This is a genomic window from Guyparkeria halophila (genome assembly GCF_034479635.1).
In the GTDB taxonomy this organism is placed as follows: domain Bacteria; phylum Pseudomonadota; class Gammaproteobacteria; order Halothiobacillales; family Halothiobacillaceae; genus Guyparkeria; species Guyparkeria halophila.
The window spans coordinates 2300481-2314142 of record NZ_CP140153.1 but is presented as its reverse complement, the minus strand read 5'-3'; the positions used below and the strand labels follow the sequence as shown (position 1 = coordinate 2314142).

Here is a 13662-nt window from a genome sequence, read left to right as displayed (position 1 = left end):
AGAACGCGTTATGAGTATGAATGATCCGATCGCGGACATGCTGACGCGCATCCGCAACGGCCAGGCCGCGCGCAAGACGGAAGTCTCCATGCCGGCCTCCAAGTTCAAGAAGGCGGTCGCCGAGACGTTGAAGGACGAAGGCTATATCGCCGACATCCGCATCGAGGGCGACAAGAAGCCGACACTGGTGGTCACCCTGCGTTATTTCGAAGGCAAGCCGGTCATCGAAAAGCTGAACCGCGTCTCCCGTCCCGGGTCGCGCAAGTTCTTCGGCGCCGAGGACCTGCCGCAGGTCATCGGTGGTCTGGGCGTTGCCGTGGTTTCCACCTCCGAAGGTGTGATGCCGGACCGTGAAGCACGTCGTCGCAATATCGGCGGCGAAGTCGTCTGCTTTGTTTCGTAACCGGTTGGGGGATTTATGAGTCGAGTAGCACGAAAGCCGGTCGCGGTCCCCAAGGGTGTCGAGGTCAAGCTCGATGAGCAGGTTCTGTCCTTCAAGGGCAAGAACGGCGAGCTGACACTTAACGTACACCCGACGGTCGGCGTGACCTTCGAAGACAACCAGATCCGGTTCGTTCCGAACAGCGATGACAATATCCCGATGGCGGGCACCATGCGTTCCCTGGCACAGGGCAGCGTCGACGGTGTCGCCAACGGATTTGAAATCAAACTCCAACTGGTCGGCGTCGGTTACCGCGCTCAGGTACAGGGGCGGACCCTGAACCTGCAGCTGGGTTTCTCGCATCCGATCGACTTCCCGCTGCCGGACGGCGTCACCGCGGAAACCCCGTCGGCGACCGAGATCGTCATCAAGGGCGCGGACAAGCAGAAGGTCGGCCAGGTGGCTTCCAACGTGCGGGCGCTGCGTCCGCCGGAGCCTTACAAGGGTAAGGGTGTCAAATACGCGGATGAACGCATCCTGCGTAAGGAAGCCAAGAAGAAATAATCGAGGGTGACGCGATGAATGAAAGTACCAAACAGCGGCTGCGCCGCGCACGTCGCACCCGGGCCAAGATCAAGCAGCTCGGCGTCCATCGCCTGAGCGTGCACCGGAGCAGCAACCATACCTACGCTCAGGTCTTCGCACCGGAAGGTCAGGTGGTCGCCACTGCTTCCACGGTAGGCAAGGGTGTACTCGCCGATGGCGAATTCGGTGGCAACGTGGCCGCCGCCAAGAAGGTGGGTGAGGCCATTGCCAAGGCTGCCCTGGAGAAGGGCATCGAGTCCGTGGCGTTTGATCGCTCGGGTTTCATTTACCACGGGCGTGTCAAGGCACTTGCCGACGCGGCACGCGAAGCCGGCCTGAAGTTCTAAAGAGGTGAAGCAATGAGCCGTAACGCAAAAGACGTCTCGAACGAAGGCCTGATCGAGAAACTGGTCACGATCAACCGCGTGTCCAAAGTGGTCAAGGGTGGCCGCCAGTTCTCGTTCACCGCGCTGACCGTGGTGGGTGATGGCGAAGGTCGTGTTGGCTATGGCTACGGCAAGGCCAAAGAGGTGCCGGCCGCTATCCAGAAGGCAATGGACCGGGCGCGCAACAGCATGATTGACGTGCCGCTCCGTGACGGGACCCTCCACTACCAGACCAAGGGCCGTCATGGCGCCGGTCGGGTGTTCATGAAGCCGGCATCGGAAGGTACTGGTGTCATCGCAGGCGGCGCCATGCGTGCCGTCTTCGAGGCAGCGGGTGTCCGCAACGTGCTGGCCAAGTGCATCGGGACCCGCAATCACATGAACGTGATCCGGGCGACGATCAATGGTCTCTCCCAGATCCAGTCGCCGGAAGCGGTTGCCGCCAAGCGTGGCAAGCGTGTCGAGGAAATCCTGGGGGATGAGGCATGAGTCAGAAGGCTAATGGCAAGATCCGGGTGCGCCTGGTTCGGTCGATGAACAATCGACTCGAGTCCCACAAGGCCTGCGTTCGTGGGCTGGGCATCCGCCGTATGCACCAAGAGGTGGAAGTGGCCGATACCCCGGAAAACCGGGGCATGATCAATCGCGTCCACTACATGCTCGACGTACAGGAAGCGAAGTAATGCGTTTGAACAAACTTTCCCCTGCCGAGGGTAGCCGCAAGGACGCCAACCGCGTCGGTCGCGGCATCGGCTCCGGGCTGGGCAAGACCGGCGGTCGCGGTCACAAGGGCCAGAAGTCACGTTCCGGCGGCTTTCATAAGACGGGCTTCGAGGGCGGTCAGATGCCCTTGCAGCGTCGTCTGCCGAAGATGGGCTTCCGGGCGGCCAAGTCGCTGTACCGGGCGGAGATTCGCACCGCGGAACTCAACCGCCTGGACGGTGAGGTCACGCTCGCGTCGCTCAAGGCCGCTAACCTGATCCGCAACGACGTCAAGAGCGTCAAGATCATCCTTCAGGGTGATGTGGAGAAGAAGTTGCAGGTCAAGGGTCTGGCGATCAGCAAAGGCGCGCGCCAGGCGATTGAAGCCGCCGGTGGTTCAGCGGAGTAAAGCGTGGCACAGGCAAACTCAGGGATAGGCGCACTTGCCGGGGCCGGTCGACTGACCGAGCTCCGGCAACGTATTTTCTTCGTCATCATGGTGCTCGTGGTGTACCGGATCGGGACGTTCATCCCGTTGCCGGGCATCGACGTGGACGTCATGAAGGCGCTTTTCGACCAGAACTCCGGCGGCATCCTGGGCATGGTCAACATGTTCTCCGGCGGGGCGCTCTCGCGCATGTCCCTGTTTGCCCTGGGTGTGATGCCGTACATTTCGGCGGCGATCATCGTCCAGCTGCTCACGGCGGTGGTGCCGTCGCTGGAGAAGCTGAAGAAGGAAGGCGAGGCCGGACGACGGAAGATCACCCAGTACACCCGCTACGGCACACTCGGCCTGGGCCTGGTGCAGGCGCTGGGCGTTTCGATCGCCCTGCAGGGTCAGTCGGTCGGCGGGTCCCCGCTGGTGTTCGCCCCGGGTATCGCCTTTGTCTTCATCGCCACCCTGACCCTGGTCAGCGGCACGATGTTGCTGGTGTGGCTGGGTGAGCAGATCACCGAGCGCGGCGTGGGCAACGGCATTTCGCTGATCATCTTCGCCGGTATCGTGGCGGGTCTGCCGAGCGCCATTGGCGGTACGGCTGAGCTGGTGCGCACCGGTGAGTTGCACGTGTTCACGATGCTGATCCTGGGCGTGCTGATCCTCGCGGTCACCGCCTTCGTGGTGTTCGTCGAGCGTGGTCAGCGCCGGATCACGGTGAACTACGCGCGGCGGCAGCAGGGTCGCGGCATGGCGGGGCAGCAGTCCTCCCACCTGCCGTTGAAGCTGAACATGGCCGGGGTCATCCCGCCGATCTTCGCCTCGAGCATCATCCTGTTCCCGGCGACGGTGGGTAACTGGTTCGGTCAGCAGGAAGGCATGGGCTGGCTCGCGGACCTGTCGAACACGCTGTCGCCGGGTCAGCCGCTGTACGTGCTGTTCTACGCCGCGGCGATCATCTTCTTCTGCTTCTTCTACACCGCGCTGGTGTTCAATGCCCGCGAAACCGCGGACAACCTCAAGCGTTCCGGCGCGTTCGTGCCGGGTATTCGCCCGGGCGAGCAGACGGCGCGTTACGTCGACAAGGTGCTGACGCGCCTGACGTTCTGGGGGGCGATCTACATCACCGCGGTCTGCCTGTTGCCGGAGTTCCTGATCCTGTACTGGAACGTGCCGTTCTACTTCGGCGGTACGTCGCTGCTGATCATCGTGATCGTGCTGATGGACTTCATGTCGCAGGTGCAGTCACACCTGGTTTCGCACCAGTACGACAGCCTGGTTCGCAAGGCACATTTCAAGAACGGGCTGTAACCAGACGGCCCGTCGTTTCCGTTTGCTATTGACGGCGCGTTGCGTTACGCTTTCGCGCTCTTTTTTGGGGTGATATATCGATGGCACGTATTGCTGGGATCAACATTCCCGTTCAAAAACATGTGGTCATTGGCCTGACTTCCATCTATGGAATCGGCCAGACCCGCGCCAAGCAGATCTGCGAAGCCACCGGCGTGGCCGAGGATCGCAAGGTGCGCGACCTGTCCGAGGCAGAGGTTGAGGCCCTGCGTGCGGAAGTCGGCAAGTATGTAGTCGAAGGCGACCTGCGTCGCGACGTATCCATGAACATCAAGCGTCTGATGGACCTTGGTTGTTACCGTGGCCTGCGTCATCGTCGTGGTCTGCCGTTGCGTGGACAGCGCACACGCACTAACGCACGGACTCGCAAGGGTCCGCGGCGCCTGGTCAAGCGCTAATCAGGCTTAATATTCTTTCGAGAGTAGGATTTTAATGGCTAAAGCAAGTCAAACTACCCGTAAAAAGGTAAAACGCGTCGTCACCGATGCGGTCGCGCATATCCATGCGTCGTTCAACAATACGATCGTGACGATCACCGACCGTCAGGGCAACACCCTCAGCTGGGCGACTTCAGGGGGCTCGGGTTTCCGCGGGTCTCGCAAGTCGACCCCGTTCGCGGCACAGGTTGCGGCCGAGCGTGCCGGCGAGGCAGCCAAGGTATATGGGGTCAAGAACGTCGATGTTGAAGTCAAGGGCCCCGGCCCGGGTCGCGAGTCGACCATCCGCGCGCTCAACGCCGTGGGCTTCAAGGTGGGCGTGATCACTGACGTTACCCCCATCCCGCACAATGGTTGCCGTCCGCCCAAAAAGCGTCGCGTTTGACGGTGCGTTTGTAAGGAGTATTTGACTTATGGCTCGTTATCTCGGTCCTACTTGTAAGCTTGCCCGGCGCGAAGGCACGGATCTTTTCCTGAAGTCCGGCGTCCGCGCACTGGAAGACAAGTGCCATCACGATCGCGCCCCTGGCCAGCACGGTTCCGGCCGTCGCCAGAAGGTGTCCGACTACGGTCTGCAGCTGCGCGAAAAGCAGAAGCTGCGTCGTATCTACGGTGTGCTCGAGCGGCAGTTCCGTAATTACTACAAGCGCGCCGCGCAAATGAAGGGCTCCACCGGCGAGAACCTGTTGCAGATTCTCGAGTGCCGCCTGGACAACGTCGCCTACCGGATGGGCTTTGGTGCAACCCGCGCCGAAGCGCGTCAGTTGGTTTCGCATCGCGGCCTGCTGGTCAACGGCGAGGTGGTCAACATCCCGTCGTACCAGGTTTCCATGGAAGACGTGGTTTCGGTTCGCGAAAAGGCGAAGAAGCAGCAACGCGTCAAGGATGCCCTCGAACTGGCCGCCCAGCGCGAAGTCGTGCCGTGGGTCACGGTCGATTCCAGCAAGATGGAAGGCGTCTTCAAGGCCGTTCCGACTCGGGACGAATTGCCGGCGGACATCAACGAATCGCTCGTTGTCGAGCTGTATTCGAAGTAAACGGTTTTCGGGGGTACGTAATGCAACTGGGTTCTACAGAGCTTCTCAAGCCGCGCCTGGTCGACGTGGAAACGATCGACGACACCCATGCGCGCGTCGTGCTGGAGCCGTTGGAGCGTGGGTTTGGCTACACGCTGGGCAATGCGTTGCGGCGTATCCTGCTCTCGTCCATCCCGGGTGTTGCCGTCACAGAGGCGGAGATCGAAGGCACACTCCACGAGTACAGCGCACTTGAGGGCGTCCAGGAGGACGTGCTCGAGATCCTGCTGAACCTCAAGGGGTTGTCGATCACCATGCACGGCCGCGACGAGGCGGTGCTGAGCATCAAGAAGACCGGTCCGGGGACCGTGACCGCCGCCGACATCAAGGCGGATCATTCGGTCGAGATCATGAACCCGGATCACGTCATCGCGACCCTGCGTGACGATGCCGAGCTGAACATGACCTTCAAGGTCGAGCGCGGCATGGGTTACGTGCCGGCCAGTGCCCGTCGTGACGACGAGGAAACGACGGTCGGTCGTCTGCTGATTGATGCGTCATTTTCGCCGCTGCGGCGCGTTGCCTACTCGGTCGAGCGGGCGCGGGTCGAGCAGCGGACCGACCTCGATTCGCTGGTTCTCGATATCGAGACCAACGGGTCGATCTCGGCCGAGGATGCCATCCGCCAGGCGGCCGGCATTCTGGTCGATCAACTGTCGGTGCTGGTCGATCTCAAGGCGGAAAAGGCCGAGCCGGTCGAAGAGCAGGCCCCGTCGGTCGATCCGGTGCTGCTGCGCCCGGTCGACGATTTGGAGCTTACCGTTCGCTCGGCGAACTGCCTCAAGGCGGAAAACATCTATTACATCGGCGACCTGATCCAGCGGTCGGAAATGGAATTGCTCAAGACCCCGAACCTTGGCAAGAAGTCCTTGACCGAGATCAAGGACGTACTGGCCAAGCAGGGGCTGTCCCTCGGGCAGAAACTGGAGAACTGGCCGCCGGCCGAGCTCCAGAATCTGAGCGAATCCAAGATTTGAACGAAATTTTTTGGAGTATTTGACATGCGTCATCGTCAATCCGGTCGGCAGTTGGGTCGCAACGCCTCACAGCGCAAGGCGCTGATGCGTTCGCTCACCAACGCCCTGATCGAGCACGAGGTCATCAAGACCACGGTTCCCAAGGCCAAGGAGCTGCGTCGCGTCGCCGAGCCGCTGATCACCCTGGCGAAGGAAGACAGCGTCCACGCTCGTCGCCAGGCCTTTGCGAAGGTCGGCAACAAGAGCACCGTCGGCAAGCTGTTCTCCGACGTCGGGCCGCGCTTCAAGGAGCGTAACGGCGGCTACCTGCGCATCCTCAAGTGCGGTTATCGCGCGGGTGATGCGGCGCCGATGGCCTACGTCGAGCTGGTCGAGCGTAGTGCCGAGCCGGCGCAGGTCGCCGAGGAAGCCGCGGCCGAGTAAGTCGTCCGCCGGCGGGCGACTGGTCCGCCAGAATGTTGAAAGCCCGCCTTTTCGGCGGGCTTTTTCTTTTCCCGGAAGGTTGCGGCAGGGTCAGGCGCTGACCGTCTCCTCGATGATGCGGTTCATGGTCTGCTCGACCTCGGTCGCCACCTTGGCCAGGGTGGTGTCGTCGCTGAGCATCGAGAGCATTTCGCTCGGGCGGATCATCGAGACGATCACCTTCCCGTCGCGCTCGTAGACGGCGATGCGGCAGGGGAGGGCGTTGGCGAGGTCCATCCGAACGGCAAGCACCTCGGCGGCTCGCTTGGGGTTGCAGACTTCGAAAACCCGGCACTGCGGGGCGAAATCGACGCCTTTGGCGTTGAGCGTGCCGTGGATGTCATGCGTGTGTAGCAGGCCGAACCCATTGGCCGGTACGGCGTCGCTCAAGCGTTGGCAGGTGGTCTCGAAATCGTGCGGACTGTTGTGCTCGTCGATCATGGGTCGGTTGCTCCAATTGGTTGGTTGTCGCGGGCAAGCTTAGCAAACCGCTCCGGCGACCAGTGGCCGCGAGCGGGGAACGCCGGTTGCCAAGGGGCAGCGGGTCTCCTACGATGCAAAGGGTTTCGCGCCGGCCGATATACGGGGTTCGCCATGACGATGGAACTTTACGAATGCCAAGGCTGTCGCACGTTTCTATCGGGACTCGGCGCCCAGCATGCCCAAATGCGAAGCCGAACCATTTAAATGAGGAGTGATTGCATGTCCGTTTGGAACCAGAAGTTGCGCCAATCCATGATGGCCGCCGGCGTTTCCGCCGCGCTTGCCTTCAGTGGCGCGGCCGTGGCCCAGCAGGGCGGTCAGTCCGCACCGCACGGTGGCCAGGGTGGCGCTCCGGCGCAGGGTCAGATGCCGCAAATGACCGACGAGCAGCGCCAGCTGATGGAAGAGATGCGCTCGGTTCAACAGGAGCTCCAGCAAACGCAGGCCAAGCTGAGCGAGATGGAGCAGCAGGCCTACGAGAACAACCCGGCGCTGGGTGAGAAGCGCGAGGCGCTGCAGGCGAAGATTGCCGAGAAGATGTCGAGCGGTGGCTACGACGCCGAGAAGGAATTCGAGCAGATGAAGGCCACCATGGCCAAGTACCAGGGTGGCGATCAGCAGCCGTCCGAGTCGGAGGTCAAGGCATTCCGCCAGCAGCAACAGGAATTCCAGCGCCGCCAACAGCAAGCCTTCCAGGACGAGGAGGTGCAGAGCATGGCTCAGGAGTTGCGCGGTGACGTCGAGCAGGTGATGAAGGAAAACAACCCGCAAGCCAAGGACCTGTTCGCCAAGATGCAGCGTCAGGCCGAGGAAATGCAGCAGCTGCGTGAAAAGGCCATGGAGATGCGCCAGGGCGGCTGATCGCTCAACGTATCTGCAGCCAGCACAAAGGCCGGTCCCGGTGGGGCCGGCCTTTTTCTTGGGCCGCGTTTAGTCGGTCGTGCCGTTAGTCATCGCTGTAACCGGGTTCGGTGGCCCCGAAGAAGGCCTCCTTTAGCTTGTGCAGCTCGTCGCGCGACTGGGCGGCGGCCTCGAATTCCAGGTCACGGGCGTGGCGATGCATCTCGGCCTCGAGGGTCTTGATGCGCTTGGCGGCCTGGTCCGGCGACAGGGCGGCGTAGTCGCCGCCCTCGACAACCTTGTCGTCCTGTCGGCGCTTGCGTCCCGGTCGGGCGCCGGGGATGCGGGACTCGCCTGCCTGGAGGATGTCCTCGACGCTCTTCTCGATGCCGCGCGGGGTGATGCCCATCGCCTCGTTGTGCGCCAGCTGCTTCTCGCGGCGGCGGTCGGTCTCGTCGATCGCCTTGCGCATGGCATCCGTGATGGTGTCGCCGTAGAGGATCGCCTTGCCCTCGAGGTTGCGCGCCGCCCGGCCGATGGTCTGGATCAGCGAGCGCTCGGAACGCAGGAAGCCCTGCTTGTCGGCGTCGAGGATGCCGATCAGGGAAACCTCGGGGATATCCAGCCCTTCGCGCAGCAGGTTGATCCCGACCAGCACGTCGAACTCGCCCAGTCGCAGATCCTGGATGATCTCGACGCGCTCGACGGTGTCGATGTCCGAGTGCAGGTAGCGCACGCGCACGTCGTGCTCCATGAGGTAGTCGGTCAGGTCCTCGGCCATGCGCTTGGTCAGCACCGTGACCAGCACCCGCTGATTCTTCTCGGCGCGCAGGCGAATCTCGGAGAGCAGATCGTCGACCTGGCTCGCGACCGGACGGACCTCGATCTGCGGGTCGACCAGCCCGGTCGGGCGGACTACCTGCTCGGCGATCTGGTCGGCATGGGCCTCCTCGTAGGGGCCGGGCGTGGCCGAGACGTAGACTGTCTGCGGCATCAGGCGCTCGAACTCCTCGAATTTCAGCGGGCGGTTGTCCATCGCCGAGGGCAGGCGGAAGCCGAAATTGACCAGCGTTTCCTTGCGCGAGCGATCCCCCTTGTACATGCCGCCCAGTTGCGGGACGGTCACATGCGATTCGTCGATGATGAGCAGGGCGTCGGCGGGCAAGTAGTCGTAGAGACATGGCGGCGGCTCGCCCGTCTGGCGGCCGGACAGATAACGCGAGTAGTTCTCGATGCCATTGCAGTAGCCGAGCTCCTGGATCATCTCGATATCGAAGCGGGTGCGCTGGGCCAGACGCTGCGCCTCGACCAGCTTGTCCTGCGATTCGAGGTCCTTGAGCCGCTCGTCGAGCTCGACCTTGATCTGCTCGATCGCATGCAGCAGGCGCTCGCGCGGGGTGACGTAGTGCGAGGACGGGTAGACCGTGTAGCGCGGCACCCGGCGGCGGACCTGGCCGGTGAGCGGGTCAAAGAGGGTGATCTGCTCGATCTCGTCGTCGAACAGCTCGATGCGCACCCCCTCGTCGTCGGCCTCGGCCGGGTGAATGTCGATCACGTCGCCGCGCACCCGGTAGGTGCCGCGGCGGAATTCCATGTCGTTGCGGGTGTACTGCATCTCGGCCAGCCGCCGGATGATCTGGCGCTGGCTGACCTCGTCGCCGCGCACCAGGTGCAGGATCATCTTGAGGTAGGCCTCGGGGTCGCCCAGGCCGTAGATCGACGAGACCGTGGCGACGATGATGACGTCGCGGCGCTCGAACAGCGCCTTGGTGGCCGACAGCCGCATCTGCTCGATGTGTTCGTTCACCGAGGCGTCCTTCTCGATGAAGGTGTCCGAGGCCGGCACGTAGGCCTCGGGCTGGTAGTAGTCGTAGTAGGAGACGAAGTACTCCACCGCATTGTGCGGGAAGAACCCCTTGAGCTCGCCGTAGAGCTGCGCGGCCAACGTCTTGTTGGGCGCGAGTACCAGTGCCGGACGCTGCACCTCGTGGATGACATTGGCCATCGTGAAGGTCTTGCCCGAGCCGGTCACGCCGAGCAGGGTCTGGTGCATCAGCCCGTCATTGAGACCCCCGACGAGGGTCTCGATGGCGCGGGGCTGGTCGCCGGCCGGCTGGTAGTCTGTTGCGATCTGGAAACGGTGTTCTGACATGGGGTGGGAGTATATAGGCTTGACCCTCGGCTTTCCGATGGCTTTTGCTTTATCATGCCCGGCTATATCTCTCGCCGACACGTCAGATTAAGTCCGTGTTTCGCGAGTGACTTTCCAGACGCACTTTTCAGGTATCCATGACCGATTCAAACCTCGAAGACCCGAACGCCCCGCGCGAGGCCGAGAAATACGACAACCCCGTGGCTAGCCGCGAGTTCCTGCTCGACTTATTGGGCAAGCAGGATGGCCCGATCACGCTCAACCGGCTGATCAGCGAGCTCGGCTACGACGGTGACGAGGAGCGCATCGAGGGCCTGCGGCGACGGCTGCGGGCGATGGAGCGCGATGGCCAGGCCATTCGCAACCGTCGCGGTGGTTACGTGCCGGTGACCAAGGCCGAGCTGGTGCGGGGCCGGGTAATCGGTCACCGCGACGGCTTCGGTTTCCTGGTGCCTGACGAGGGCGGCAACGACGTCTTCCTCTCGCCGCGCGTCATGCGCGCCCTGCTGCATGGCGACCGCGCCGTGGTGCAGGTGGTCGGCGAGGACCGCCGCGGCCGTCCCGAGGGCGCGCTGGTCGAAGTGATCGAACGGGCCAATGCCGAGATCGTCGGCCGGCTGGTGATCGAGGCGGGCGTGGCGTTCGTCATCCCCGACAACACCCGCATGACCCAGGACGTGCTGATCCCGATGGAGGCGCTCGGTGGGGCGACCGACAGTCAGATCGTCCGGGTCGCGCTGGTCGAGCAGCCCACCCAGCGGCACAAGCCGGTCGGCAAGATCATCGAGGTGCTGGGCGACCACATGTCGCCGGGCATGGAGATCGACGTCGCCATCCGCGCCCACGGCATTCCCCATGAATGGCCGGACGAGGTCGAACGCCACGTCGAGCACATGAGCGACCAGGTGGCCGAGGCAGACAAGGTCGGCCGGGTCGACCTGCGCGACGTCCCCCTGGTGACCATCGATGGCTCCGATTCCAAGGACCTCGACGACGCGGTCTTCTGTGAACCGACGCCGAAGGGCTTCCGCCTGCTGGTGGCGATCGCCGACGTGTCGCACTACGTGCGCATCGGCTCGGCGCTCGACGAGGAAGGCTTCCGCCGCGGGACCTCGGTCTACTTCCCGGGTCGCGTGGTGCCGATGCTGCCGGAGATCCTCTCGAACGGCCTGTGCTCGGTGAACCCGGACGTGGATCGCCTCTGCCTGTGTGCCGAGATGCTGATCAACAGCCAGGGCCAGATCATCCGTTCGCGCTTCTTCGAGGGCGTGATGAAGAGCCACGCGCGCCTGACCTACGACAATGTCGCGGCCATGCTGCTCGACAACGATCAGGACGAGCGCGACAAGCACAGCCACGTGATCAAGCCGCTCGAGGCGCTGCATGACCTGTACAAGGTGCTGCGGGCCGAGCGCGAGTCCCGCGGGGCGATCGACTTCGACACCATCGAGACCAAGATCGTCTTCGGCGAGAACCGCAAGATCGAGGCGATCGTGCCCTACGAGCGCAACGACGCGCACAAGATCATCGAGGAGTGCATGATCGCGGCGAACGTCGCTGCCGGTCGCTTCCTCGCCAGGCGCAAGATCCCGTCGCTCTACCGGGTGCACGACCGCCCGGGCGCCGAGAAGATCGACGACCTGCGCGCCGCGCTCAAGGAGAAGGGCCTGACCCTCGGCGGCGGCGAGAAGCCGACCCCGGCCGATTTCAACGCCCTGATCGCCGAGGCGAAGGATCGTCCGGACTTCGCCACCGTCCAGACTCTGCTGTTGCGCTCCCTGCAGCAGGCGGTCTACGCGCCGGACAACCTGGGTCACTTCGGTCTCGCCCACGAGCACTACGCGCACTTCACCTCGCCGATCCGTCGCTACCCGGACCTGATGGTCCACCGCGCCATCCGGCACGTATTGCGTACCGGGCAGGCCGAGGAGTTCCCGTACAGCCACGAGGAGATGCTGCTGATCGGCGAGCACTGCTCCAACAACGAGCGCCGGGCCGACGAGGCGACGCGCGATGCCACCGACTGGCTCAAGTGCGAGTTCATGCTCGACAAGGTCGGCAATGTCTACGAGGGCCGGGTGGCCTCCGTGCTGGGCTTCGGTCTGTTCGTCCAGCTCAAGGACTTCTTCGTCGACGGCCTGCTGCACATCACCGCCCTCAAGCGCGATTTCTATCACTTCGATCCGGTAACCGTCTCGCTCAAGGGCGAGCGCAGCGGCAAGACGTACTCGCTCAACGACACCATCCACGTGCGGGTGGCGCGCGTGGATCTCGACGAGCGCAAGATCGACTTCATGCTGCCGGAGGACGAGGAAGTCGCCGACGGCGGGGACCAGTCGAGTGACGAGGCGGGCAGCGACGAGGGCAAGTCCTCCTCGAAGGCCCCGGAAAGCTCGGATGACAAGGCCGGCGACGAGGGCGGCGGTGGCGGCAAGAAACGCCGTCCGCGCCGCCGGCGTCGCCGCAAGCCCCAGGATGGGGCTGATGGCGGGGGCCAAGGTGAGGGTCAGGGCGAAAGCCAAGGCCAGGCCGGGAGCAAGGGCAAGGGCGGCGATTCGTCCGACGACTCGCCCAGCTGATCGCCGCCGCGATGGCCCGTCCCCAAGCACCCACCTGGATCGGCGGCTTTCATGCCGTCGAGGCCGCCCTGCGCGAGCGCCCGGAGCGCGTCGAGCGGGTCGCCCTGTCGGGGCGGGATGATCGCCGCGCCCGCCGTCTGCAGGCGCTCGCCGAACGGGCAGGCGTCACGATCGAGTCGCGCGACGAGCCCTGGTTCGACAAGCTGCGCAGTGATGGTCGCCCCCTGAAACACCAGGGAGTCGCGGCACTGGTGGCCCTGAGCCAGGCAGGTGACGAGCAGGATCTCGCCGCGTTGCTGGACGGTAACGATCAAGTGCCCCTGTTGCTGGTCCTTGATGGCGTGACCGATCCGCACAACCTGGGTGCCTGCCTGCGTGCTGCCGAGGCGGCCGGGGTGCAGGCGGTGATCGCACCGAAGGACCGCGCCTGCGGCCTGACCCCCGCCGCCCGCACGACCTCCGCCGGCTCGGCCGAGCGTCTGCCCTTCTTCCAAGTGACCAATCTGGCCCGCACCCTGGCCGATCTCAAGGCGCGTGGCCTGTGGATCGTCGGGGCGGCCGGCGAGGGGCCGGTGTCGCTCTACGAAAGCGATTTCGCCTGCGAGCCGGTCGTCCTGGTGATGGGGGCCGAGGGCGGCGGCCTGCGCCGTCTCACCCGTGAGCGCTGCGACCAGTTGATCCATATCCCGATGGCAGCGAGTGTCGAGAGTCTGAACGTTTCGGTGGCCTCCGCCGTCTGCCTGTTCGAGTTCCGGCGCCAGCGGCTGGCGGCACTCGGCTGAGAGCCACGGTTGGCGGGAAGCGGGCCGGGGGCG

The 13662-nt window shown here is 63.8% G+C and carries 17 protein-coding genes; 15 read left to right on the top strand and 2 right to left on the bottom strand.

The genetic code is table 11. From position 1 onward, the window contains the following. Positions 1-10 precede the first annotated feature (10 nt). The 12 genes from rpsH to rplQ all read left to right on the top strand — a co-directional run bounded on the left by rpsH (position 11) and on the right by rplQ (position 6754). Entirely contained in the window at positions 11-403 is a 393-nt protein-coding gene (gene rpsH / locus SR882_RS10605; RefSeq protein ID WP_322521210.1) for a 30S ribosomal protein S8, read from the top strand. 15 nt (positions 404-418) lie between these two features. Beyond that, positions 419-946, top strand: coding sequence for a 50S ribosomal protein L6 (gene rplF / locus SR882_RS10600; RefSeq protein WP_322521209.1), 528 nt, complete (start codon positions 419-421; stop codon positions 944-946). A 14-nt stretch (positions 947-960) separates the two neighbouring features. After that, positions 961-1314 (top strand): 50S ribosomal protein L18, encoded by a 354-nt coding sequence (gene rplR, locus SR882_RS10595; protein ID WP_322521208.1) that lies wholly within the window; start codon positions 961-963, stop codon positions 1312-1314. A gap of 12 nt (positions 1315-1326) precedes the next feature. Next, entirely contained in the window at positions 1327-1842 is a 516-nt protein-coding gene (gene rpsE / locus SR882_RS10590) for a 30S ribosomal protein S5 (RefSeq protein ID WP_125199288.1), read from the top strand. Next, complete coding sequence (gene rpmD, locus SR882_RS10585; protein ID WP_136867496.1) at positions 1839-2036, top strand: 50S ribosomal protein L30; 198 nt, start codon at positions 1839-1841, stop codon at positions 2034-2036. The genes rpsE and rpmD overlap by 4 nt, the downstream gene beginning before the upstream one ends. Continuing rightward, positions 2036-2464: a 50S ribosomal protein L15 gene (gene rplO, locus SR882_RS10580; RefSeq protein WP_125199290.1), complete on the top strand. Its 429-nt coding sequence runs from the start codon at positions 2036-2038 to the stop codon at positions 2462-2464. Before rpmD ends, rplO begins: the two co-directional genes overlap by 1 nt. Before the next feature lie 3 nt (positions 2465-2467). Further along, positions 2468-3802 (top strand): preprotein translocase subunit SecY, encoded by a 1335-nt coding sequence (gene secY / locus SR882_RS10575; protein ID WP_322521207.1) that lies wholly within the window; start codon positions 2468-2470, stop codon positions 3800-3802. A gap of 80 nt (positions 3803-3882) precedes the next feature. Then, entirely contained in the window at positions 3883-4239 is a 357-nt protein-coding gene (gene rpsM / locus SR882_RS10570; RefSeq protein WP_322521206.1) for a 30S ribosomal protein S13, read from the top strand. Between the two features lie 34 nt (positions 4240-4273). Then, entirely contained in the window at positions 4274-4663 is a 390-nt protein-coding gene (gene rpsK, locus SR882_RS10565) for a 30S ribosomal protein S11 (RefSeq protein ID WP_322521205.1), read from the top strand. Between the two features lie 28 nt (positions 4664-4691). Continuing rightward, positions 4692-5315 (top strand): 30S ribosomal protein S4, encoded by a 624-nt coding sequence (gene rpsD, locus SR882_RS10560; RefSeq protein WP_125199294.1) that lies wholly within the window; start codon positions 4692-4694, stop codon positions 5313-5315. Between the two features lie 20 nt (positions 5316-5335). Continuing rightward, positions 5336-6331, top strand: coding sequence for a DNA-directed RNA polymerase subunit alpha (locus tag SR882_RS10555; protein ID WP_125199295.1), 996 nt, complete (start codon positions 5336-5338; stop codon positions 6329-6331). 24 nt (positions 6332-6355) lie between these two features. Then, positions 6356-6754: a 50S ribosomal protein L17 gene (gene rplQ, locus SR882_RS10550; RefSeq protein WP_322521204.1), complete on the top strand. Its 399-nt coding sequence runs from the start codon at positions 6356-6358 to the stop codon at positions 6752-6754. A 90-nt stretch (positions 6755-6844) separates the two neighbouring features. On the opposite strand, the gene SR882_RS10545 is transcribed toward rplQ, so the two are convergent. Beyond that, a complete protein-coding gene (locus tag SR882_RS10545; RefSeq protein WP_322521203.1) occupies positions 6845-7234 on the bottom strand; it encodes a DUF302 domain-containing protein in 390 nt (129 codons plus the stop codon). A gap of 261 nt (positions 7235-7495) precedes the next feature. On the opposite strand from SR882_RS10545, the gene SR882_RS10540 reads away from it, so the two are divergent. Then, positions 7496-8137 carry a hypothetical protein gene (locus SR882_RS10540; RefSeq protein ID WP_322521202.1) on the top strand — a complete coding sequence of 214 codons (642 nt, stop codon included), beginning with the start codon at positions 7496-7498 and terminating at the stop codon, positions 8135-8137. 85 nt (positions 8138-8222) lie between these two features. On the opposite strand, the gene uvrB is transcribed toward SR882_RS10540, so the two are convergent. Next, entirely contained in the window at positions 8223-10268 is a 2046-nt protein-coding gene (gene uvrB / locus SR882_RS10535; protein WP_322521201.1) for an excinuclease ABC subunit UvrB, read from the bottom strand. A gap of 137 nt (positions 10269-10405) precedes the next feature. Between uvrB and rnr the strand changes: the two genes are divergently transcribed. Beyond that, positions 10406-12847 carry a ribonuclease R gene (rnr, locus tag SR882_RS10530; RefSeq protein WP_322521200.1) on the top strand — a complete coding sequence of 814 codons (2442 nt, stop codon included), beginning with the start codon at positions 10406-10408 and terminating at the stop codon, positions 12845-12847. Positions 12848-12858: 11 nt separating this feature from the next. Beyond that, entirely contained in the window at positions 12859-13629 is a 771-nt protein-coding gene (rlmB, locus tag SR882_RS10525; RefSeq protein ID WP_322521199.1) for a 23S rRNA (guanosine(2251)-2'-O)-methyltransferase RlmB, read from the top strand. Positions 13630-13662: the final 33 nt, after the last annotated feature.

Excerpts from the sequence above, each read along its gene's own strand:
- rpsK (WP_322521205.1), top strand. The coding sequence starts at position 4,274 with ATGGCTAAAGCAAGTCAAACTACCCGTAAAAAGGTAAAACGCGTCGTC.
- rplO (WP_125199290.1), top strand. The coding sequence starts at position 2,036 with ATGCGTTTGAACAAACTTTCCCCTGCCGAGGGTAGCCGCAAGGACGCC.
- rpsH (WP_322521210.1), top strand. The coding sequence starts at position 11 with ATGAGTATGAATGATCCGATCGCGGACATGCTGACGCGCATCCGCAAC.
- SR882_RS10545 (WP_322521203.1), bottom strand. The coding sequence starts at position 7,234 with ATGATCGACGAGCACAACAGTCCGCACGATTTCGAGACCACCTGCCAA.
- uvrB (WP_322521201.1), bottom strand. The coding sequence starts at position 10,268 with ATGTCAGAACACCGTTTCCAGATCGCAACAGACTACCAGCCGGCCGGC.
- rpsM (WP_322521206.1), top strand. The coding sequence starts at position 3,883 with ATGGCACGTATTGCTGGGATCAACATTCCCGTTCAAAAACATGTGGTC.
- SR882_RS10555 (WP_125199295.1), top strand. The coding sequence starts at position 5,336 with ATGCAACTGGGTTCTACAGAGCTTCTCAAGCCGCGCCTGGTCGACGTG.
- rnr (WP_322521200.1), top strand. The coding sequence starts at position 10,406 with ATGACCGATTCAAACCTCGAAGACCCGAACGCCCCGCGCGAGGCCGAG.
- rplF (WP_322521209.1), top strand. The coding sequence starts at position 419 with ATGAGTCGAGTAGCACGAAAGCCGGTCGCGGTCCCCAAGGGTGTCGAG.
- rplQ (WP_322521204.1), top strand. The coding sequence starts at position 6,356 with ATGCGTCATCGTCAATCCGGTCGGCAGTTGGGTCGCAACGCCTCACAG.
- rpsD (WP_125199294.1), top strand. The coding sequence starts at position 4,692 with ATGGCTCGTTATCTCGGTCCTACTTGTAAGCTTGCCCGGCGCGAAGGC.
- rpsE (WP_125199288.1), top strand. The coding sequence starts at position 1,327 with ATGAGCCGTAACGCAAAAGACGTCTCGAACGAAGGCCTGATCGAGAAA.
- SR882_RS10540 (WP_322521202.1), top strand. The coding sequence starts at position 7,496 with ATGTCCGTTTGGAACCAGAAGTTGCGCCAATCCATGATGGCCGCCGGC.
- rpmD (WP_136867496.1), top strand. The coding sequence starts at position 1,839 with ATGAGTCAGAAGGCTAATGGCAAGATCCGGGTGCGCCTGGTTCGGTCG.
- rlmB (WP_322521199.1), top strand. The coding sequence starts at position 12,859 with ATGGCCCGTCCCCAAGCACCCACCTGGATCGGCGGCTTTCATGCCGTC.
- rplR (WP_322521208.1), top strand. The coding sequence starts at position 961 with ATGAATGAAAGTACCAAACAGCGGCTGCGCCGCGCACGTCGCACCCGG.